The 20,836-nt window shown below is 41.8% G+C and carries 20 protein-coding genes; 6 read left to right on the top strand and 14 right to left on the bottom strand.

Annotated features, from left to right (window positions below; genetic code table 11):
* Nucleotide 1 precedes the first annotated feature (1 nt).
* The 3 genes from coaD to G5B00_RS08640 are packed head-to-tail and all read right to left on the bottom strand — an operon-like array spanning nt 2 to nt 1,808.
* Nucleotides 2-484, bottom strand: coding sequence for a pantetheine-phosphate adenylyltransferase (gene coaD, locus G5B00_RS08650; RefSeq protein WP_163873584.1), 483 nt, complete (start codon nt 482-484; stop codon nt 2-4).
* Nucleotides 485-489: 5 nt separating this feature from the next.
* The gene (locus G5B00_RS08645) at nt 490-1,023 is read right to left on the bottom strand and encodes an RsmD family RNA methyltransferase (RefSeq protein ID WP_163873581.1); all 534 of its coding nucleotides are present in this window, start codon (nt 1,021-1,023) and stop codon (nt 490-492) included.
* Nucleotides 1,011-1,808, bottom strand: a complete 798-nt coding sequence (locus tag G5B00_RS08640) for a DUF3822 family protein (protein ID WP_163873578.1) — start codon at nt 1,806-1,808, stop codon at nt 1,011-1,013. The genes G5B00_RS08645 and G5B00_RS08640 overlap by 13 nt, the downstream gene beginning before the upstream one ends.
* Nucleotides 1,809-1,899: 91 nt before the next feature.
* Here G5B00_RS08640 and G5B00_RS08635 point away from each other — a divergent pair, with 91 nt between their 5' ends.
* The gene (locus G5B00_RS08635) at nt 1,900-3,321 is read left to right on the top strand and encodes an ATP-dependent RecD-like DNA helicase (protein WP_163873575.1); all 1,422 of its coding nucleotides are present in this window, start codon (nt 1,900-1,902) and stop codon (nt 3,319-3,321) included.
* Between the two features lie 78 nt (nt 3,322-3,399).
* Nucleotides 3,400-4,137 carry a class I SAM-dependent methyltransferase gene (locus G5B00_RS08630; protein WP_163873573.1) on the top strand — a complete coding sequence of 246 codons (738 nt, stop codon included), beginning with the start codon at nt 3,400-3,402 and terminating at the stop codon, nt 4,135-4,137.
* 4 nt (nt 4,138-4,141) lie between these two features.
* Here G5B00_RS08630 and G5B00_RS08625 read toward each other — a convergent pair whose 3' ends face one another.
* Together G5B00_RS08625 and G5B00_RS08620 are read right to left on the bottom strand one after the other, a co-directional pair.
* Nucleotides 4,142-4,870 (bottom strand): DUF3307 domain-containing protein, encoded by a 729-nt coding sequence (locus G5B00_RS08625; RefSeq protein ID WP_163873570.1) that lies wholly within the window; start codon nt 4,868-4,870, stop codon nt 4,142-4,144.
* The gene (locus G5B00_RS08620; RefSeq protein WP_163873567.1) at nt 4,864-5,460 is read right to left on the bottom strand and encodes a SatD family protein; all 597 of its coding nucleotides are present in this window, start codon (nt 5,458-5,460) and stop codon (nt 4,864-4,866) included. Before G5B00_RS08620 ends, G5B00_RS08625 begins: the two co-directional genes overlap by 7 nt.
* A 376-nt stretch (nt 5,461-5,836) precedes the next feature.
* Here G5B00_RS08620 and G5B00_RS08615 point away from each other — a divergent pair, with 376 nt between their 5' ends.
* Both G5B00_RS08615 and G5B00_RS08610 read left to right on the top strand, forming a co-directional pair.
* Entirely contained in the window at nt 5,837-6,712 is an 876-nt protein-coding gene (locus tag G5B00_RS08615; RefSeq protein WP_163873564.1) for a PPK2 family polyphosphate kinase, read from the top strand.
* 112 nt (nt 6,713-6,824) lie between these two features.
* Nucleotides 6,825-7,484 (top strand): DUF937 domain-containing protein, encoded by a 660-nt coding sequence (locus tag G5B00_RS08610; RefSeq protein ID WP_163873561.1) that lies wholly within the window; start codon nt 6,825-6,827, stop codon nt 7,482-7,484.
* Nucleotides 7,485-7,517: 33 nt separating this feature from the next.
* On the opposite strand, the gene G5B00_RS08605 is transcribed toward G5B00_RS08610, so the two are convergent.
* The 7 genes from G5B00_RS08605 to G5B00_RS08575 form a co-directional block, all read right to left on the bottom strand.
* On the bottom strand, nt 7,518-8,678 hold the full coding sequence (locus G5B00_RS08605) for an aldose epimerase family protein (protein WP_163873558.1): 1,161 nt from the start codon (nt 8,676-8,678) through the stop codon (nt 7,518-7,520).
* 202 nt (nt 8,679-8,880) lie between these two features.
* Nucleotides 8,881-9,192, bottom strand: a complete 312-nt coding sequence (locus tag G5B00_RS08600) for a hypothetical protein (protein ID WP_163873555.1) — start codon at nt 9,190-9,192, stop codon at nt 8,881-8,883.
* A gap of 179 nt (nt 9,193-9,371) precedes the next feature.
* Nucleotides 9,372-10,643, bottom strand: coding sequence for a glucose-1-phosphate adenylyltransferase (locus G5B00_RS08595; RefSeq protein ID WP_163873552.1), 1,272 nt, complete (start codon nt 10,641-10,643; stop codon nt 9,372-9,374).
* A gap of 12 nt (nt 10,644-10,655) precedes the next feature.
* The gene (locus G5B00_RS08590) at nt 10,656-12,068 is read right to left on the bottom strand and encodes a glycogen synthase (protein WP_163873550.1); all 1,413 of its coding nucleotides are present in this window, start codon (nt 12,066-12,068) and stop codon (nt 10,656-10,658) included.
* Between the two features lie 4 nt (nt 12,069-12,072).
* A complete protein-coding gene (gene glgB / locus G5B00_RS08585) occupies nt 12,073-13,983 on the bottom strand; it encodes a 1,4-alpha-glucan branching protein GlgB (protein ID WP_163873546.1) in 1,911 nt (636 codons plus the stop codon).
* 18 nt (nt 13,984-14,001) lie between these two features.
* The gene (locus tag G5B00_RS08580) at nt 14,002-16,458 is read right to left on the bottom strand and encodes a glycoside hydrolase family 31 protein (RefSeq protein WP_163873543.1); all 2,457 of its coding nucleotides are present in this window, start codon (nt 16,456-16,458) and stop codon (nt 14,002-14,004) included.
* A gap of 159 nt (nt 16,459-16,617) precedes the next feature.
* Nucleotides 16,618-17,625, bottom strand: coding sequence for an OmpA family protein (locus G5B00_RS08575; RefSeq protein ID WP_163873540.1), 1,008 nt, complete (start codon nt 17,623-17,625; stop codon nt 16,618-16,620).
* A gap of 284 nt (nt 17,626-17,909) precedes the next feature.
* On the opposite strand from G5B00_RS08575, the gene queA reads away from it, so the two are divergent.
* On the top strand, nt 17,910-18,959 hold the full coding sequence (gene queA, locus G5B00_RS08570; RefSeq protein WP_163873537.1) for a tRNA preQ1(34) S-adenosylmethionine ribosyltransferase-isomerase QueA: 1,050 nt from the start codon (nt 17,910-17,912) through the stop codon (nt 18,957-18,959).
* Between the two features lie 125 nt (nt 18,960-19,084).
* Nucleotides 19,085-19,816 carry a 2-C-methyl-D-erythritol 4-phosphate cytidylyltransferase gene (ispD, locus tag G5B00_RS08565; protein ID WP_163873534.1) on the top strand — a complete coding sequence of 244 codons (732 nt, stop codon included), beginning with the start codon at nt 19,085-19,087 and terminating at the stop codon, nt 19,814-19,816.
* Here ispD and G5B00_RS08560 read toward each other — a convergent pair.
* Both G5B00_RS08560 and G5B00_RS08555 read right to left on the bottom strand, forming a co-directional pair.
* Nucleotides 19,813-19,965 carry a lmo0937 family membrane protein gene (locus G5B00_RS08560; RefSeq protein WP_163873531.1) on the bottom strand — a complete coding sequence of 51 codons (153 nt, stop codon included), beginning with the start codon at nt 19,963-19,965 and terminating at the stop codon, nt 19,813-19,815. The two genes, ispD and G5B00_RS08560, sit on opposite strands and share 4 nt — an antisense overlap.
* 84 nt (nt 19,966-20,049) lie before the next feature.
* On the bottom strand, nt 20,050-20,836 hold a 787-nt coding region (locus G5B00_RS08555), incomplete at its 5' end, for an MBL fold metallo-hydrolase (RefSeq protein WP_317168841.1).

Raw genomic sequence — 20,836 nt, 5'->3', positions numbered from 1 at the left:
ACTATTTTTTTGCAGAGTCCAGATTCAACACTGCAAGCACTTCTTTGGGTACCAAGTGGTCAATCTTTCCGTTATTTGCCAGTATCTCCCGCACAATAGTGGAAGAAATATGTGCCTTATCACCCCTACTCAACAAAAAGTAGGTTTCGACCTGTGGGGCAAGCATAAAATTATTTTGTGCAATAGCATTTTCATATTCCAGATCCTTCCCATTACGCAAGCCGCGAAGGATATAATTTGCTCCTATGGACTGACAATAATTGACCGTCAATCCCGTAAAAATGACTGCTTCAACTTTCGGGTTGTCGGCATACACCTCCTTTATCGCTGTAAGCCGCTGCTCATATTCCATCAATCCCTTCTTGGTTGTATTGATACCTATCGCAATGACGATTCTATCGAACAACTCGGCTCCCCTATCGACAATATCTTTATGCGCCAAGGTAAAAGGATCAAAAGAACCTGGAAATACTGCTATTTTCATGTCAATCAATTTTGATAAAAACTAAAGGATGAATAACCATATTTTCGGGTTTCCACAAAAGCAGGATGTCCGACCATCTTTCGCATGGATGGATGCTCTACGACCAACAGCCCTCCTTCTGTCAACAATCCCCTCTCAAATATCAATTTGGGAAGTTGTGAAAGCTGACCCACATCGTATGGAGGATCCGTAAATATAAAATCATACCTTTTCTTACAAGAATGTATATATTGAAACATATCCGCCTTTCCGGTAACGACATTGTCTATACCATGCTTTTTGCACATATCCTTAATATACAAAAGACATTTCATGTGCAGGTCAACGGCATCAACAGACTGTACACCACGCGAAGCCAACTCGAAGGATATGTTTCCTGTCCCACAACACAGATCCAGACATTTCAATCCTTCCCAATCCAACTGATTTTGCAATATATTGAACAGAGCTTCCTTTGCCAAATCTGTCGTAGGACGTACTGGCAAATCATTTGGAGGATTCAATCGTAAGCCTCTCAACCGTCCACCTATGATGCGCATAATACCGAATCTATCAACACACCCAATGTATCCACTTTCTCTCCGACATCTACCGTGGTAGACGACCATCGGTTCTTTGATTTGGCTAATTCTAGATTGCCCGTATAATTGGTCAAACGCTTTGCCCAATCCGATTGGAGGTCCGTCCCACTCAGTAGGATTTTTTCGACCTGCTGATCTATATCGAACTGCTTGAATAGCTGCAAAACGAAGTAGCTCAAGTCGTCTGCAGTACTGGCTTCAAAACTGTTGTAGAATTGAAACGTGCCGTTTACAAATACAAAAAGATCAATTTTATGATTGTACACATGTACCCCCAATACCTTACCTTCAATTGGAATCTGGAGTTGTGCCTGCTTCAATACGACTTCAAAAACCGGTACAAATCGAGCCTGCGGAAAGAGTGCCTTCCAACGGTTTATCTGCAAAACATCAAATTCGTACAGCGCCGTAATCCCCAGATTGTCTATATCTTTTGAAAAGATATGGGAAGTTTCCGAATGGTCAAAAAAAGGTGTAAAAACGGCTTTCTTTTCCTCTTCAAATACTTCCTTGGGAACCCAAACCAAATTTTGATGCGCCAACACCACATAGACAGACGGGAAAGGCAGACCCAGTATTTTCATAGCCTCCTGCGATGGATTCTCCCGATGGTATATCATCAATAACACGACTTGATGGTCATCATTGACCACAACAAGCTGATCATAAACCAAGTCCGTATGGATATATAAGGTATAAGTCGAGATATATTGGATACGAAAATCTTCCGAAGTATAATTCATCTAAGCTTTTATTTTTGTTGACAGGATTTTTCCCGTTAAACAAAATTAGCTTTTACAATTGAATTGACAAACCTTTTAGATAACTTTGGGTGTGTCCATAAAAAGTCTTCTATTATCCAATTTTGCTTGGCAAGCTACTTTCCAACAGGAACAAGCGCTAAAAATGATCGGCGATTTCCTTCATACATTCGATACAGAATCTTGTTTCATATTAAAAGGATATGCCGGAACGGGCAAGACAACCATCATCAGCGCTTTGGTCAAATCCTTACCTCGATTGAACAAACGCAGCGTATTGCTTGCGCCAACGGGTCGGGCTGCCAAAGTCATGTCCCATTACTCTGGACGGAATGCACTGACTGTACACAAAAAAATATACAGGAAGAAGAATGCCGCGACCATTCAGCTTGATTTTAGCTTAGCAGAAAATATACATGAAAACACTTTGTTTATTGTAGATGAGGCCTCTATGATATCTGACGAAGGTGTGAGTCTCTTTTCCAATGGGCTGTTGCAAGATTTGATTACGTATGTACGATCGGGCGAAAACTGTATTTTGATGTTCGTCGGCGACACGGCTCAATTACCCCCTGTCGGCCTGGCCAATAGTCCCGCCTTAGATCCGGATATCCTGGACAATGAATTTGGGTTGACAACATATACCTATGAACTCACCGAGGTGGTGAGGCAAGAGAAAAATTCAGGTATCCTCTTCAATGCGACAAAAATCAGGAACGAAATCCGTTTGGAAGATGAGAATCCGGCGTACACCTATCCAAATTTCGTTACAAAAGGTTTTAAAGACGTTTACAGCATGTCCGGCGAACGATTGGTAGAAGGATTGCATTATGCATATGATAAGTACGGCATAGAGAATACCATGGTGATCTGTCGATCGAACAAGTCTGCCAATCTCTATAACCGCCATATCCGAAATCAAATCCTCTTTCGGGACGAGGAGATCACAGGTGGGGATATAGTCATGGTGGTGCGCAACAATTACTACTGGTTGCAACAGCATGACGAAAAACATGTAGGATTTATCGCAAATGGTGACATGGCTAGCATCCGAAAAGTCAGCAATATACACGATATGCATGGGTTTCGGTTTGCCGACCTAGATTTGGAATTTTTGGACAACAACGAAGGTGACACGGTCAAATGCAGAGTGTTGTTGGACAGCCTTTACGCAGAGGCACCCCAATTGCCTTACGATCAGCAGCAAAAGCTCTACGAAAACATTGCCTTGGACTATGAGGACATCCCTCTAAAAAAGGATAGATTGGAAGCTATAAAAAAAGATCCCTATTACAATGCTTTGCAGATAAAATTTGCCTATGCCATTACCTGCCATAAGGCACAAGGGGGACAGTGGCCTTTGGTGTTTATCGATCAGGGCTATATGACGGACGAAATGCTGAACACCGAATTTATGAGGTGGTTGTACACAGCCATTACACGTGCTACACAGGAACTTTTTTTGGTCAACTTCAACAGTAAGTTTTATGAATAGAGATTCCAATACAATATTTTTTTCTTATATTTATACGAGTATTGTTTTTTAGTAGATTTACGGTAAAGATGTTGTGCCATGAAAGATCACTTTTCAAACATATCTGACCAGTATGCCCGATTTCGTCCGGACTATCCGCATGCCATCTTTGATTTTTTATACCCGCTACTGAAAGAAAAACAAAAAGCTTGGGATTGTGGAACAGGTAATGGACAGGTGGCTAGAGAACTGGCACAGACATTTGTCCATGTAGAAGCTACAGACATCAGCCAATCCCAATTGGAGCATGCCTACCTCGCCGACAACATCCATTATTCCTTGCAAGCTGCTGAAAGCACCGATTTTGGAGATGACAGCTTCGATCTTATCACAGCAGCTCAAGCTGTACATTGGTTTGATTTTGACGAGTTCTACGATGAGGTCAAGCGTGTGGCCAGATCGAATGCTATCATCGCCATTATAGGTTACGAGCTCAATAACATCACTCCGGAGATCGATCAAGTCGTCCGTACGCTATATTCGGACATTGTAGGGAAATATTGGGACTCTGAACGTCGATACATCCAAGAGAAATATCAGACCATCCCTTTTCCTTTTCGTGAGTTGGAAACTCCCGAAATCAACAATATCAAGATTTGGAATTTCGACAACCTGCTCGGATACCTCAACACGTGGTCGGCCGTTAGACATTTCAACGACGCCAACGGTTACAATCCCGTGGATGAGATCTCCGAAGATCTAAAAAAAGCTTGGGGCTCATCCGAGGTTCGAAAAGTCAACTTTCCGATTATATTTCGGGCGGGAAGGATTAAATAATCATTCAACAATACCTCAATGTGACACGCAACGCATAGCCTATCACAATGGCGATCAAAAAACTAGCGAATGTACCAACCAATACATATTCCGTAAATTTTGTGTCCTTTGCATTCGTCAGATCACCAAACCTAAAAATAGATTTTGCCGCTAATAGAAAACCTATCCCGGACAAAAAGCCTACCTGTATAAACAACACAATGATAAGCCGCTCCATAATCCCTATCCAAAGTCCTGCATCCAATAAAGTTTCATCTTTCTTGGCAGGAAAAGGTTGCTCTCGCTGCCATTTACTGAAAAACACACGCAAAAATATGGGACTTACAACAGCCGTCAGCAACAGCGCAATAATATACGCCAAAAACTTGGCCGAAAACCATATATCCGCATCATACTGTGGTATGCCGTAACGGTAGGCCACTACGGCCAAAAGAACCAAAATATGTAACAATTGATCCGTAACAAACAGCAATGCCGGTCGGGAAGGCCATTTCTTCTCTCCTATTATTTTCAGACTGTCTATGGCCAAATGTGCCAAACCTATAAAAGCAATGTAGGGCCAATCGCTGTATATATCTTGCCAAAACACCAAGCATACCAACGCTACATGGATCAATACGTGCAAAAGCAGGTAGAAAGCATTTTCCTTGCGTTTGACGACCAATGCCTTCGTCTGCAAGACAAAATCACCGATGATATGGGCTAGTAGGAGCTTGAGAAATAAAGTCAGCATCTTTTTATCAATTCCTTTGTACAATAATCCACCACTTTTGAAATTTGGGCAAAGTGTGCCTTGTTCAATAAAGTACTGACTTGACTCTGGTGCTTGCGCTTCAATATTTCTGCCAGTTCCTTTTGATTGGCCTGTGGATTTTCGATAGCTGTAGCCACACTTTCAGCCATATTGACCGTCCACTTGCCGCTGAGCTCCATCGCCAGATCCAACATGATATTGACGGGTTCATCGTATTCAGTCCAAGGACTTCGCACGGCGATCAGATCCTTTCCTAGCGCATCGAAAGCCTCTCCCGAAAACACAAAAGCCTGTCCGTTGGAGTTTTTGATCGAATCATCCTGATAATCGATCTCTCCAACACCTATCCCTATCCGGATATCCAACGGACCGATGGATCTGAGTCTGGCCTTGAGGTAAAAAACAAAAGCAAAGCATCCTTCCGGAGATAATTCTGCCTGAAAGCTATCCCCTCTGAATATATCAAATTTTTTGGTATACCGTCTTAAGGCATCAGACAGCACAGGCAACCACTTGTCTGCCTGCACGTGTCTGGACCCTACGACATCTCCAACTATGATCACATGCATATTCTCTTCCTTTGTGTCCCTAAACGCCACTCGTAAGGGATTGTATCATCAAACTTAGATAAATTCCGTTTTATATGCAATAAATTGCGTTGTATATAAAAGGGAATTTATCGCTCTCTCCTCAGCCATTGAAAACATTTTATAGAGGAAATATAGTGATAATCCAAAATATCATCAAATATAATGATATTTTGAAATATCACTAAAATCAATGATAATCAAGAATATTACTGAAATCAGTGATAATTTAAATTATCACTAAAATCAATGATATTTTTAAAAGGACTTTTTGCAAAACAACCGTAGATAAGCACACAAAAAACTCTTTTTTCTTTGTCAAACAAACCTTATCTTGTTGTCGATTAGGTAAATAAATATGGAAAAATTTCAAAAACGACTCAAAGCAGGCAACAACTTCAAGCTAAGTGCCCATCCAACTGATATCAGCAAACACATTAGCGAAGAAGAGGCTATTAAGGGATTGAAAAAAGCTAGAAAAGAAATAGCAACAATACAGGACATCCTATATGCGCACAATAAATATGCGGTATTGATCTGTATTCAAGGTATGGATACTGCCGGAAAGGATTCTCTAATCCGCGAAGTATTCCAAAAATTCAATGCACGGGGCGTGGCAGTGCATAGCTTCAAAACTCCTACTTCCAAAGAATTACAGCACGATTATCTATGGAGATATTACGTAGCCTTACCCGAAAGAGGAAAATTTGGTGTATTTAACCGTACCCATTATGAAAATGTCCTCGTGACACGTGTACATCCCGAATACATCCTCAACGAAAATATCCCCGGTATAAATGAAGTCGGAGATATCCCAAAAGATTTTTGGAAACAGAGATATGCGCAGATCAACTGTTTTGAACAACATCTCGCAAAAAACGGGACTATCATTCTCAAATTTTTCTTGCACCTAAGCAAAGATGAACAGAAAAGAAGGTTACTACGTCGGTTGGAAAAGGAAGATCACAATTGGAAATTTTCACCCGGAGACCTCAAAGAACGGGCGCTTTGGGAAAAGTACATGGAATGCTATGAAGAAGCCATACAACACACCTCCAAAGATGCAGTACCCTGGTATATTATTCCTGCTGACAACAAAGATATATCGAGATATTTAGTGGCACAAACCATACTGGAAGAGCTCAAAAAATATAAGGACATACAATATCCTGAGATGCCCCCCGAAATAGAGCAACATAAAGCTAGCTACAAGAAAGATCTGGAAAACACATAAGCTGCCTCTTGACGAATTATAGCTACAATTCAGAAAACAACAGACCATACTATTCTTTCCATTGCGTAAATTAGTACCAAGAAAGAAATATAAAACATAAAAAATCAATCACATGAACATTACAGATTTAGTCACAGGTGGCATAGGGTCAAAAGCGATCAGTGCCATCGCAAAAACATTGAATATAGACGAAAGCAAAGCAAAATGGATTGTCGCTGCGGCAGTACCCCTAATGATAGCCGCCTTGAATTACAATTCAAAAAAAGACAAAGCTCAAGAAGAAAGTATCGATCAAGCACTACAGAATAAGCACAACGGTGGTATTTTAGACTCTTTATCCGACTTTTTGGGGCAGGGACCATCCGAAGACGGCGACAAAATCGTACATCATATGTTTGGTAACAATACTGACATGGTCAAAAATAGTATCTCTTCCAAAACAGGAATTTCATCGGCACAAATCGGTACGGTCTTGGCAACCCTAGCACCTATCGTCATGGGCTATCTTGGCAAACAAAAGCAAACACAATCCTCGGGTGGCGGCTTAGGAGATATATTAGGTGGTCTCATCGGTGGCGGATCCAACTCTTCCGCTGGTGGAGGCTTGTTGGGTAGCGTACTCGGTAGCTTTTTGGGAGGATCATCCTCCAAAGCACAAGATAGCGGCTTGGGAGGATTAAGCGATCTAGCCGGCGAATTTTTTAATAAAGATAAAGGTGACGATCAAAAAGGGAGTGTACTCGATGCTTTAGCAGGCATGTTTGCCAAATAAAAGAAATGCGGGCTTAAGCCCGCATTTCTTTTATCATTTGGTCGAAAATTTATAAATAGTTTTGGTTTTATAAAGCTGTCCGGGCGCAACCTCTGTAGAAGGAAAGGAAGGTTGATTGGGTGAATCTGGAAAATGCTGTGTCTCCAAACATAAACCTGTTCTGAAACTATCCGTCGCACCATTCTTCAATGTAACCTTGTCCGACATAAAGTTTCCGCTGTAAAACTGAACTCCAGGCTCTTCCGTATATACATCCATCACAATACCGGATTGGTCACCGACCAACTGACAAGCATAATTATATGCTTCATGCTTTGTCCCGTTCAGTACAAAATTATGATCATAACCTTTTCCAAACTTCAGTTGCTCATCATCCTGCTCTATATCCCGCCCTATTTCCTTTAGTATAGTAAAATCAAAAGCAGAACCTTTGACATCTCTCAATTCCCCTGTAGGAATAAGTGTGCTGTCTACCGGTGTAAACTTGTCGGCAAATATCTGAAGCTGATGATTGAGTATAGTGCCACTACCTTCACCATTCAAATTAAAATAAGCATGATTGGTCAGATTTAGCACAGTCTTCTTATCCGTTTTTCCTTCATAGTCGATGATCAATTCGTCATCATCACTCAAAGAATAGACGACTTTGATCGCTCTATTGCCCGGAAAACCTTCTTGACCATCCGAAAGAGAACAGGTAAACTCAACTGCTTTGTCGGACAGGTAACGAGCCTCCCATACTTGAAAATGTAGACCGTCCAAACCTCCATGTAGCGTATTTGGGCCATTGTTTACAGGAAGAGTGTACTCCACCCCGTCCAAGGAGAATTTTCCATTAGCGATTCTATTGCCAAAAGGACCGACGACAGGGCCAAAATACTTTTCAGTCGGATTATGATAGTCCGCAGCCTTGCTAAAGCCAAGTACCACATCCCTACATACCCCATCTTTGTCATGTACGAGCAGAGAAACTATACGCGCACCAAAATTGGTTAAGGCGACTTCCATCCCGTTTTTGTTTCTCAAAGTATATAAGGAGACTTCCTCTCCTTTTATAGTGTCTCTAAATTGTACCGAATCGGGTAGAGAGACTAATTCTTGGGTCTTTTCTTTGTTTGACGTAGAAGATTGCTGGCAACTCCACATTCCGATAGATAGAAAAATAGCAAAAGATGACATCGTAAGTCTGTTCATAATGGTATATGTTTAAAATATAGTTTTTACAATGATACCAACAAATGTAATGAAAAATAAATGTTTAAAATACAATTATTTTCCATTTGCTACTGACCAAACCGTGTTGTAGCTCCTACATTTTTTAATAAAAAAAAGACCTATAAGATGTCAAAAATCTTATAGGTCTTAAAGCTAAGAAATTAAAAAAAACTTAATTCTCCTACAAAATCTTAGTGTAATAAGACTTATGCATAACTCCTTCCACCAGCTCTTCTAGATTTAATGAGGTAGATGTCAGCTCTATTATTAACAAGATACTCGTTCCTTCATCTTCATTTACGGTTGTTATCGTCCTTCCATCCTGCGACACAGTATATGTATCTGAGGCTATATCTTCGACCAGATCTCCATCATCCAAATAGGCAAAAATCCGGTCAACTTTTCCATTTGAAAAAAACTCTATAAAGATTCCTTCTTCATCGGATACTTCTTCATCCTCCTCCATCACTATACTCCCGTCTTCAGCAACCATTTGACAAGACGCCACTTCCCTAACAGATCATTATCGCCATCCTCCATAAGTTCAAACCCCGTAAGATCTATTGTTGCTTTGTTATTACACGACAATAATAAGACCGATGCTAAGATAATACTTACAACTTTATACATAGGGGCAAAGATAACATGAAAAATCCAAATCTCCTCTCCTATCTAACATCCTATAGTCGTGCCATTAGGGATAACCGCATTTTTCTTGATGACCACTATACCGTCTCGAATCGTGTACTCGTCAAAATCACCGTCTTTCAGATGTTGCCCGCCTGTAATACGCACATCATTCCCAATACGGCAATCCTTGTCCAAGATAGCTCCTTCGATATAGCAACGCTCCCCCACACCGATCGGTGGTGGCTGTTGCGTATTGGTCAATTCTACGACAGCATTGAGATCCTCGTAATAATCGGATCCCATCATGTAAGTCAATTTGATGACTGTGCCACGCCCCACACGAGAGCGCACCCCGATAACAGAACGCTCGATCTTGTCCGCCAAGACAATACATCCATCCGCAATAATGGCGTTGTTCAATGTTGTCCCCGATATTTTAGAAGGTGGAAGCATACGTGGCCTAGTGAATACAGGCTCACCAAATAGGTTAAAAGAAGGAATATTGTCAGTCAACTGAATATTCGCTTCAAAGAAAGAACTGATCGTACCGATATCTGTCCAATAGCCATCAAACTGATAACTAAGTATCCTCAGCTTTCCAATCGCATTGGGAATGATTTCCTTACCAAAGTCCATCCCCGGGTCTTCGGTCAGCAGTCTCCTTAAGACATTCTTGGAAAACACATAGATTCCCATAGAAGCCAGATAGTTCCGCCCCTGTCTTTCCAGATCTTCAGGGACTTCCGAAGTCCATTCGGGCAATAGATCCGCAGTAGGCTTCTCTATAAAAGAAGTAATCTCATTATTCTCATTAGACTTAAGTATACCGAATCCTCCAGCCTCTTTAGCTGTAACCGGAATGGTCGCAATCGTGACTTCTCCCTCATTCTTGACATGAAAATCTACCAACGCCGAATAATCCATCTGATAAAGCTGATCTCCAGACAATATCAACACGTAATCATAGTCTACATTGACCATATTTTTGTGGGTTCTTCGTACAGCATCTGCTGTTCCCTCAAACCACTTGTCCCCCTCATTAGTCTGTTCGGCAGCCAAAATATCCACAAACCCTTTACTGAAAATACTGAAATTGAAAGTGTTCTTGATGTGTTTGTTCAGCGATGCCGAATTATATTGTGTGAGTACAAAAATCTTATTATAGTTCGAATTTAAACAATTGGAAATGGGAATATCCACTAATCTATACTTTCCGGCAATAGGTACTGCAGGTTTCGAACGTTGGTCTGTCAAAGGGTAAAGCCTGGTTCCCCTTCCTCCTCCTAATACAATGGAAACAACTTTATGTATCATAAAAATTCTCTTTTATAACTGGTTATACAATTCTATATACTTCTGGGCTGACCTGTCCCAAGAAAAGTCCAAAGCCATCGCTCTCGAACGAATAGCTTTCCATTTCTTGGTATCGCCGTATGTTTCCAAAGCACGCATGATGGCATCTTCGGCATCGTTCTCTTCCATGCGGGCAAATACGAATCCATAGCCTTCCTCCACCGCTATATCCTTGACTGTATCCTTGAGTCCCCCTATTCCCCGCACGATCGGGATCGTTCCATATTTCAATGCATATAGCTGATTGAGGCCACAAGGCTCGACCCGAGAAGGCATCAGCAACATATCCGAAGCCGCGTATACCTCATGGGCCAATGCTTCATTATATCCGACATAGACACCTATTTTTTCTGCGAATTCATCTTTCAAAGCTCGCATTTGAGCCTCTATACGAGCATCGCCCGAACCTAAAATAAATATAGCGATTTTATATTGATTTTGCGAAAATAAATACCGTATTATTCTATCTAGTTGATCGGCTCCCTTTTCGAGTGCAAACCGACCAATAAAGGAAAGCAAGGGTACATCATCCGGCAATCCGTGCTTCGTACACAAAGCCTTTTTATTTTCTTTTTTCCCTCTCGTTGCCGAAGTGATGGAATATTTATAATTGATCAACTTATCCGAAACCGGGTTCCAATAGGATGTGTCTATTCCATTGACGATACCATATGATTTGTCAGCTTGGTCACGAAACAGGTTTTGGAGACCATTGGCTTCCTTATATAGCTCTTTAAGATAGCCTTCGGAGACCGTGGTATAAGCGTCACAACACTTGATGGCTGTCGCCAGAGGATTAATGACACCATCCCAGTCCAACAGCCCCCACCTCCACGTGTCAAAAGGAGGCAACAAAATAGATTTATTCCAGCCCATCCATCCTTGGTATTGTCCATTGTGCACCGTAAAAACAGTTTTTACATAACTTAGGTCATGGAACTCGTTCGAATGACGGAGCAAAAAAGGAATAAGCCCGACATGATGGTCATGACAATGGATAATATCAGGGGTACCCATGTCATATTTGGCCCAATGGAGAAAAGCATGCTGAAAAGCAATCCACTGTTCGGCCTCATCGGCATAGCAATACACTTCGGGTCTATCCAGTTTACCCGGTATCTTGATCAGATAAAGGGGAAATCCAAGCTTGTCTTCACGTTCCTTGAAAACTGTATAGTGCAAAGGCTCAGAACCTTGATAAAAAGAACCTTCAGCGACCGTATCAAATGCATTGTCCCTCACAAAAGATGTATCAAACCAAGGCATAACCACCGACGCATCTATACCCAATTTGCATTGGTATTTGGGCAATGAACCTACCACATCAGCCAAGCCACCGACTTTAGCCACCGGAAAACACTCTACACTCAAATGTACTACCTGCATAAAACTACTGTGTTAACTTAAGCACTAATCCCCCCAAAGGAGGCAAACTGACAACGATCGAATGCGCTCTGCCCATCCACGGGAGAGCTTCCGATTTTGCATTTCGGCTATCTATCCCCGAGCCGTAAAAGCCCTCCTCATCCGAGTTGAAAATCACTTCCCAATTGCCTGATGCCGGAACACCTAAGCGATAGTCTTCCCAAACAACCGGTGTGAGGTTCAACACGACGACGAGGTCGTTGTGGCGATCATGTCCTTTGCGGATATAAGCGAAAACCGAACGATCACGATCTCCGTACTCCAACCATTCAAAACCGGCCTCACTGAAAGCTTTTTCATAAAGGGCTGGCTCGGCTTTGTAGAGATGGTTTAGCTGTTTGACAAACTGTTGCATACCTCTATGCGGAGTATAGTCCAACAGATGCCAATCCAGGGATTGGTTGACATTCCATTCGCTGGTCTGACCAAATTCTCCTCCCATAAACAGCAATTTCGTTCCGGAGAAAGTAAACATATACAGATACAAAGCACGTAGATTGGCAAACTTTTGCCATTCATCTCCGGGCATTTTATAGATCAGGGATTGTTTGCCGTACACGACCTCATCGTGTGACAAGGGAAGCATAAAATGCTCGTGATAGGCATACACCGTTGCAAAGGTCAGCCTATCGTGGTGGTACTTTCTATGAATAGGATCCTCACTGAAATAATCCAACGTATCGTGCATCCACCCCATCATCCACTTCATTCCGAAGCCAAGTCCATTGTCATACGTAGGTTTGCTCACCCCAGGCCAAGACGTCGATTCCTCCGCTATGGTCTGTACATCGGGATAATTGGCATATACAGCTTCATTAAATTCCTTAAGGAATGCCACAGCTTCCAGGTTCTCCCTGCCACCAAACTCATTGGGTATCCACTCGCCTTCATTACGCGAATAATCAAGATACAGCATCGAGGCCACCGCATCCACTCTCAAACCATCGATATGGTATCTGTCGAGCCAGAATAACGCATTGCTGATCAGAAAAGAGCGCACCTCGTTTCTACCGTAATTGAAAATGTAAGATTTCCAATCCGGATGAAAGCCCTTTCTAGGATCTTCGTGCTCATACAGCGCAGAGCCGTCAAAGCGCCAAAGTCCATGCGCATCCCCCGGGAAATGTGAAGGAACCCAATCCAGAATTACACCAATATCGTTTTTGTGCAGCTGATCAATCAAAAACATCAGATCCTGCGGCCCTCCATATCTGGCACTGGCCGCAAAATAGCCTGTAATCTGGTAGCCCCACGATGGATAATAAGGATGCTCCATCAAAGGCATAAATTCTACATGTGTAAAGCCCATGTTCTTGATATAAGGCACTAACTTGTCCGCAATCTCACGATAACTCAAAAAACGTTCCGGATGATTGGGATCGCGCATCCACGAACCTATATGCATTTCGTATACAGAGAAAGGACGGTCCAATCGGTTTCTTTCTTTCCGGTCTCGCATCCACCTTTCGTCACCCCACTTATACCATGTTGTACCTACGATAGAAGCCGTTTTAGGTGGCAATTCGGCCACAAGTGCAAAAGGGTCGCCCTTTTCGAGTTTTTCGCCTTGATGGGTCGTGATGTGATATTTATATACTTCTCCGATATGTATATCGTAGACCACTCCTTCCCAGATACCACTTTCATCCCAACGGACAAAAAGTTGGTGACTATGAGGATTCCAACCGTTGAAATTCCCAATAACAGACACAGATTGTGCATTTGGAGCCCACACCGCAAAGTAAACACCTTGTCTGCCATTGATAAAGACAGTCTGCGAGCCTAATTTTTCATACAGACGATAATGTCTCCCAGCCTTAAATAAGCCGATATCAAAGTCTGTAAGCAAAGAAAATACTTCAACGGTAACACTCATAACTTAAGTTTATAAAGTCTATTCCAATACGAGTTTTTTGAAATCGATGTCTACGACAATGTATTTCATATTGTTCTCCACATCATCCAGCAAAGGGACTTGTATGCCATCTATCACAGCTTTGCTCGCTTGGAAGGGCAATCCTACAAAATACAATTTATACGTATCGTACTTTTCAGTGTACAAACCTTCCCTTTGTTGCAGCAAGGTCAAGGATTTTGATGTTCCTGTCTGTACAAAGTGCCTTTCCAAATAAATATTCTGTTCGAAGGCAAATGTGTCCCCATGATCTTCATAGTCGTAACTATGATGCTCACCGTTTCCAAAGTAGACCAGATACTTTAAAGCATCAATCTTCTTCTCATTGGTGTATTGCATGACCGGGTATTCGGGCAATACCGTTCCTCCTTTGACAAAGATGGGCATTTCGTCCAATGGGGTAGCTATCGTCACCTCCTGTGCCCCTACAAATACTTCATTGGAAAAATAATAATACCATTCTCCCTCAGGGAGATAGACGATCTTAGACATCTCTCCCGGATTGATAACCGGCGAAACCAATATCTTATCCCCAAACGCAAACTCTTCCTCGCGCAACAAATTCTTATAAATATGCTGTTCCAATAAAGCAATGGGCCTTAAGATAGGAAGTCTATATTTATGTTGCTGCCAAAAAACCGAGTAGATATACGGCAACAATTTATAACGCAATTCGATAAATTTCTTACATATAGCCTCCCATTCGGGTCCAAAGGACCACGGTTCACGGTCACGTGTATCACCTGCCGAATGCACACGCATGAAAGGAGAAAATACACCAAATTGCATCCATCTCGTGTATAGCTCTCCATCAGGATTACCCGTGAAACCACCTATATCTGTACCACAGAAGGACAAGCCCGAGACAGCGAGACGCTGAAGCTGCAAAGTACCTATGCGAAGGTGTTCCCAAGTTGCCACATTATCTCCTGTCCATACAGAAGAGTAGCGCTGTGTACCCGCATAAGCTGCACGTGTGATCGTAAATGGTCTTTTGTTTTTATATAATTTGTGCAAACCTTCGTAGGTTGCTCTCACCATCTGCATACCGTATATATTGTGTGCTTTGCGGTGTGAGCCTCTATATCCGTCATAATGATGGCGCACATCGTCCGGGAAAGTTCCCCGACCAAAAACTGCCGGTTCGTTCATATCATTCCAAAATCCTGCTACACCATCTTCCACCAATCCTTTATACAATGTTCCCCACCATTCTCTCACCTTCGGGTTGGTATAGTCCGGAAATTGGCATCTGCCGGGCCATACAAACCCCTCCATGAAATAATCGTCTCCGCGACGGCAGAAATAACGGTTGTCGTGACCTTCCTTAAACACCCAATAGTCTTCGTCTACCTTAATACCGGGATCGATCATGACGACGGTCTTGAAACCGTTGGCCGCCAGGTCACTGATCATCTTCCTAGGATCCGGAAAATATTGTTTGTTCCAGGTAAAACACCGATATCCATCCATATAGTCTATATCCAGATAAAGAGCATCGCACGGGATTTCGCGCTTACGGAACTCGTTGGCAACATCGCGCACCTTGTTTTCGGGATAATAGCTCCAACGGCACTGGTGATAGCCCAATGCCCATATAGGGGGCATATAGTGTGTACCTGTCAGCGCATGATAACGCTTGACTACGTCCATCAATTGAGGGCCATGAATGTAGTAATATTGCAGCTCCCCTCCCTCAGACCAAAAACTTGTCTGGTCATGGTACTCTGCCGCAAAATCGAAAAATGTCTTAAATGTATTGTCGAAAAATATACCGTATGCATTTCCCTGCGTTACACCTAGATAAAAAGGAATGGTCTTGTACAGCGGATCTTGATTAAAGGCAAACGAATAGGTATCCGAATTCCAATTGCGTATCCTCCTGCCCCGCAGATTGAGGTTCGTAGCCTTGTCGCCTCCACCAAAGAACACTTCATCTTCATAAGCTTTTTTTGTACAGTACACATAGTACCCCCCAAAATCGGGGTTTTCTTCCCAGTGCATAGGTGCATAATCCGCATTCAAGATCGTCCCATCCTTGTCACCAAAGGACACCAAGAAATTCTTTTTACTGATCGTACAGACTACACTAGAAGTCACCACATAATAATTCTGTCCGTCCTCCGAACTATGATGCGCATTGGCATGCTCGTCCACCTCGACAACAGCATATGAAAAATCATCCAAAAATACACCTTGCGGAGCCAATCGAACGCGGATGATTTCGTCCGTAATGACCTTGACCTCTACTTTTGCCTTACCATCCGTAAAGATATAACTATTTGATTCTTTTACATATCCTGTTACTGAACGCAAGTATTTCTTCTCTATCTCTGGCAAATCCAGCACAGGGTTATTGACGTGATGGATATTACCGTCCAAAGACTCCTCTTCCATCATCTCTGTTGCAAATTCTTCTTTCTTCGTATCTCCCATAAAAAATTATATTCTTAATTTTAATATTTGGTTTATGTTGGTCTTAAAGTACGATTTATTTTTATATAAAACAGACTTTTTTTGAAAAAAAAGCCTGCAGTTTAAACTGCAGGCTAGCATAATGATGTCGGATATTTAGGAATTTCAAGCCTACTGACCTTATCGCTTTACCAACTCCACTCTCCTATTCTGAGCTTTCCCTTCTTCGGTGCCATTATCAGCTATCGGATTTCCCTGTCCAAAACCCTTGGACGTCAATCTTTCTGCCGCTATCCCAGCTTTGATGATTTCACTTTTTACGGTCGAAGCTCTCTCTTCCGAAAGTTTAAGGTTATGTTCTTTACTTCCCGAATTGTCGGTATATCCATTAATGGCAATCTTTAAGGTTGGATCGGATGACAATACTTTCACAATTTCACTTACAACCTCCGATCCGTCCGGCTTCAAAGTTGCTTTGTCTGTATCAAAGTTGATGTGCAGGACCGCTTTGCCCTGTTCATCCAATTGCTTTTTGATCTCATCGGATTTGAGGATAGTGATAGTCTGCTTGAAACCTTCTTCCTGTAAAATGTTCAGCTTACCACCCGCTGTGTTGCCCGTTAACTGTATGTAGATATTTTTGCCGTCGGATCGGCGGATGACATAAACTTTGATATTATCACTTGTGTATCCTATAGAGCCATCTTCTCCCAGGTAAGTAGCTTCGTCTTTATAACGTTCATATTCTTCTCTTGTAATTTTTCCATCAAAAATCTTTTGCCCGCCTGCCGAAAGGATAGCATCGTCATAACTTTTTAGAAAAAAAGGAAGCGACCAATTATCATTTCTTCGGTCTTCCAAAGAAACATTTACCTTGAAAACTTTACCTTCAATCGGTGTCATTATCCCGTCAATCGGAAAATAAATAATGTCGTAATCACGTTCAATTGGTCTATTCTGTGATTTCATCCCTTCCGGAAAACTAAAAAATGGGAAATCCCCGATCTCCTTGTCTGATACCGGAATACTGTTGATGTCAAAAGATGAGACCATTTCTGCTTCTTCTCCTTTTACTTCCTCTGTCACGATACTGTCTTCGGCAGAAGTCCCTTCATCTGTTTTTCTTGTATTATTAGTACACGAGAGTAGGAACGATCCAACGATAAATGTTAAAAGTGTTTTCTTCATTTCATTTTTTATTTTTGGTGAATGGCATGCTATACTATTCCAAACAACGAATCCGTCCATAATTTTATATCTGACCCGAACCGAAGCTGAATAATTTAAATTTAGGAAAACAAAAATCATTCCACACCTTAAAAACCACAGAAAACACAGCAAATCACCTCTTTTTAAACCCGACGTTAATAAGTCTTAAAATTCACCTATTTATCCAGAAAAATATATACCTTTGTATTCTTTTTTTAAGCAGCGGCATTGCTTTACGAAGGAACTTTAATATTGATAGCAAAATGAAATTATCCCAATTCAAATTTAATTTACCAGAATCTTTATTGGCGTCCGAACCAGCCGAACACCGCGATGAGTCTCGCCTAATGGTCTTACACCGCGATTCAGGTAAAATAGAGCATAAGATTTTTAAAGATGTCTTGGATTATTTTGACGAAAAAGATGTCATGATACTCAACAACACCAAGGTATTTCCTGCCCGCATGTACGGCAACAAGGAAAAAACCGGTGCCACGATAGAAGTATTTCTATTGCGTGAGCTGAACAAGGAATTGCGCCTTTGGGATGTGTTGGTAGATCCTGCCCGTAAAATCCGTGTGGGCAACAAGCTATATTTTGGAGAAGACGACTTGTTGGTGGCCGAAGTCGTGGACAACACTACTTCACGTGGCCGTACCATCCGTTTCCTATTTGATGGCACAGACGAGGAATTTCGTCGTAACATCGAAATCCTAGGCGAAACACCGCTTCCAAAATACATAAAACGTAAAGCTACGCCCGAAGACAAATTCCGCTACCAGACCATTTACGCCAAAAACGAAGGAGCTGTAGCTGCTCCTACCGCAGGTCTGCACTTCTCTAGAGAGCTGATGAAGCGATTGGAACTCAAAGGTGTGGACTTCGCAGAAATCACATTACATGTCGGTTTGGGTACTTTCCGTACGGTAGAGGTGGAAGATTTGACCAAACATAAAATGGATTCTGAACAGTTTATCATCACCGAAGAGGCTGCCCGCACAGTCAACAGAGCCATAGACAGCAAAAGACGCATATGTGCAGTCGGCACGACCTCCATGCGCGCCATTGAGTCTTCTGTCTCGGCAGACAAACATCTTAAAGCAGCCACCGATTGGACGAGTAAATTTATTTACCCTCCGTACGAGTTTAGTATTGCCAATTCAATGATTACAAACTTCCATACACCAGAATCGACTCTTTTGGTCATGATTGCGGCGTTTGCAGGATACGAAAATGTCATGAATGCATACGAAGTAGCTGTCAAGGAAAAATATCGTTTCTACAGCTACGGAGATGCAATGTTGATCATTTAAAAATATAAGATGACCCTAGTGATGAGGGGGATCCGGTGATATATGAACATAACTATCACTACAGCTTACGTCGCTTTCATACTTTATGTAACTTCAAAATAAAATTAATTCGATATTTTTAAAGCGTGAAAAATATTCACGCTTTTTTTATTATATCCAGAAGTATGCCTTACAATATCGTCATCATAGCAGCAGGAGGGCAGGGAAATCGCATAAGTTCCACCCTTCCCAAGCAATATATGCTTTTAAAAGACAGGCCCATTCTCATGCACACGATAGATGCATTCAAAGATTGTACAGACAAAATCTTTGTCGTCATTCATTCCGATATGCATGATTTATGGAAAAGCCAGTGTGTACAATATCATTTCGAAACGCCACATGAAGTCATTTTTGGTGGAAAAACACGATTTCAAAGCGTACAAAATGGACTGAGACACATTCAGCACAATTATGCTGATCTGATCAATGAAAACACAGCCATAGCTGTACACGACGCCGCCCGTCCACTGATCACACCCCAACTTATCCAAAAATCCTTTCTGCTGTGCCAAGAAGGAAAAGGCAACATATTAGGCATCCAAAGTATCAATTCCATACGTGTCGGCACACCCGGATCTTCCAAAGCTTTGGATCGCGATAAAGTTTGGATTATTCAAACCCCACAAACTTTTCCGGCTACTGTCCTAATGAAAGCATTTGCACAGGAAGAACAATCCCATTTTACAGACGAAGCATCGGTGGTCGAGCATTTGGGCTATCCTATCAGCATTCTGCAAGGGGATCCAAAAAATCTGAAAATCACCTATCCTGAAGATTTTACGATAGCCCAAATGTATCTCAACAAAAAAACCTAGGCATTACCTCGTATGATGCGCAACAGTACCACGATAATGGCAATAACCAATAGAATGTGTATGATATTCCCAGTAGCGTATCCGCCAAGGAAACTAATTGCCCATATGATGACCAATATAACCGCTATTAGATAAAGTATATTTCCCATCGCTTTAGAGTTTTTAAAGTTTATAAATTTGTTTAAAGTTCTTTGTTATGTAGAACAATAAAAAAGCGAAAAGGTTTTACTTTTCTATTTTACCTCCACCCGCAACCGGTCATAAGCGACAAAAACCCCGGCAGGCAACTTGCTCTGTATATACGCATGTGTACCAAAGCGATGGCTGATATGTGTCAAGTAAGCGGCTTTAGGATTTACTTTTTCAATAAATGCCAAAGCTTCTTCGAGGGTAAAATGGGAAATATGGGGTATTTCCTGCAGCGCATTCACCACCAACACCTCTACCCCTTCCAATACTTTTAAAGATTCAGAAGGAACTGTTTTGGCATCCGTAATATAGGCAAACTTACCTATTCTAAACCCTAGGACGGGCATTTTATAATGAAGTACATCAAAAGGAATAATTTCCTGTCCAAACAATTGAATAGATCCTAACGGTTGTATCTCAACCAATTCCAACTGAGGTACTCCCGGATATTTGACAGCTGAAAAAGCATAATAAAATTCCCGTTCCAATGCACTCAATGTATCCGAATTGGCATAGATAGAGATAGACTCCTGCTGTGCATAGTTGAAGGCTCTCACATCATCCAATCCGGCAATGTGATCTTTGTGCGAATGGGTCATTAATATAGCATCCAAATGACTGATCCGCTCCCGCAACATTTGATAACGAAAATCAGGTCCCGTATCGATGACAATATTTTCATTTTCCAATTCGACCAGAATAGAAGTCCGCAGGCGCTTATCACGCTTGTCAGTAGATGTACAGACAGCACATGAACAAGCTATCACAGGGACACCCTGCGAAGTTCCGGTTCCTAAAAATCGAATCCTCAAAATATTATTTATCTCCTTT

The sequence above is a fragment of the Parapedobacter sp. SGR-10 genome (assembly GCF_011030405.1).
In the GTDB taxonomy this organism is placed as follows: domain Bacteria; phylum Bacteroidota; class Bacteroidia; order Sphingobacteriales; family Sphingobacteriaceae; genus Sphingobacterium.
The sequence above is the reverse complement of the archived record's forward strand: the minus strand, read 5'-3'. Positions and strand labels throughout refer to the sequence as shown.

Coding starts and splice junctions, on each gene's coding strand:
- coaD (WP_163873584.1), bottom strand. CDS start 484: ATGAAAATAGCAGTATTTCCAGGTTCTTTTGATCCTTTTACCTTGGCG.
- G5B00_RS08645 (WP_163873581.1), bottom strand. CDS start 1,023: ATGCGCATCATAGGTGGACGGTTGAGAGGCTTACGATTGAATCCTCCA.
- G5B00_RS08640 (WP_163873578.1), bottom strand. CDS start 1,808: ATGAATTATACTTCGGAAGATTTTCGTATCCAATATATCTCGACTTAT.
- G5B00_RS08630 (WP_163873573.1), top strand. CDS start 3,400: ATGAAAGATCACTTTTCAAACATATCTGACCAGTATGCCCGATTTCGT.
- G5B00_RS08625 (WP_163873570.1), bottom strand. CDS start 4,870: ATGCTGACTTTATTTCTCAAGCTCCTACTAGCCCATATCATCGGTGAT.
- G5B00_RS08620 (WP_163873567.1), bottom strand. CDS start 5,460: ATGCATGTGATCATAGTTGGAGATGTCGTAGGGTCCAGACACGTGCAG.
- G5B00_RS08615 (WP_163873564.1), top strand. CDS start 5,837: ATGGAAAAATTTCAAAAACGACTCAAAGCAGGCAACAACTTCAAGCTA.
- G5B00_RS08610 (WP_163873561.1), top strand. CDS start 6,825: ATGAACATTACAGATTTAGTCACAGGTGGCATAGGGTCAAAAGCGATC.
- G5B00_RS08605 (WP_163873558.1), bottom strand. CDS start 8,678: ATGAACAGACTTACGATGTCATCTTTTGCTATTTTTCTATCTATCGGA.
- G5B00_RS08600 (WP_163873555.1), bottom strand. CDS start 9,192: ATGGTTGCTGAAGACGGGAGTATAGTGATGGAGGAGGATGAAGAAGTA.
- G5B00_RS08595 (WP_163873552.1), bottom strand. CDS start 10,643: ATGATACATAAAGTTGTTTCCATTGTATTAGGAGGAGGAAGGGGAACC.
- G5B00_RS08590 (WP_163873550.1), bottom strand. CDS start 12,068: ATGCAGGTAGTACATTTGAGTGTAGAGTGTTTTCCGGTGGCTAAAGTC.
- glgB (WP_163873546.1), bottom strand. CDS start 13,983: ATGAGTGTTACCGTTGAAGTATTTTCTTTGCTTACAGACTTTGATATC.
- G5B00_RS08580 (WP_163873543.1), bottom strand. CDS start 16,458: ATGGGAGATACGAAGAAAGAAGAATTTGCAACAGAGATGATGGAAGAG.
- G5B00_RS08575 (WP_163873540.1), bottom strand. CDS start 17,625: ATGAAGAAAACACTTTTAACATTTATCGTTGGATCGTTCCTACTCTCG.
- queA (WP_163873537.1), top strand. CDS start 17,910: ATGAAATTATCCCAATTCAAATTTAATTTACCAGAATCTTTATTGGCG.
- G5B00_RS08560 (WP_163873531.1), bottom strand. CDS start 19,965: ATGGGAAATATACTTTATCTAATAGCGGTTATATTGGTCATCATATGG.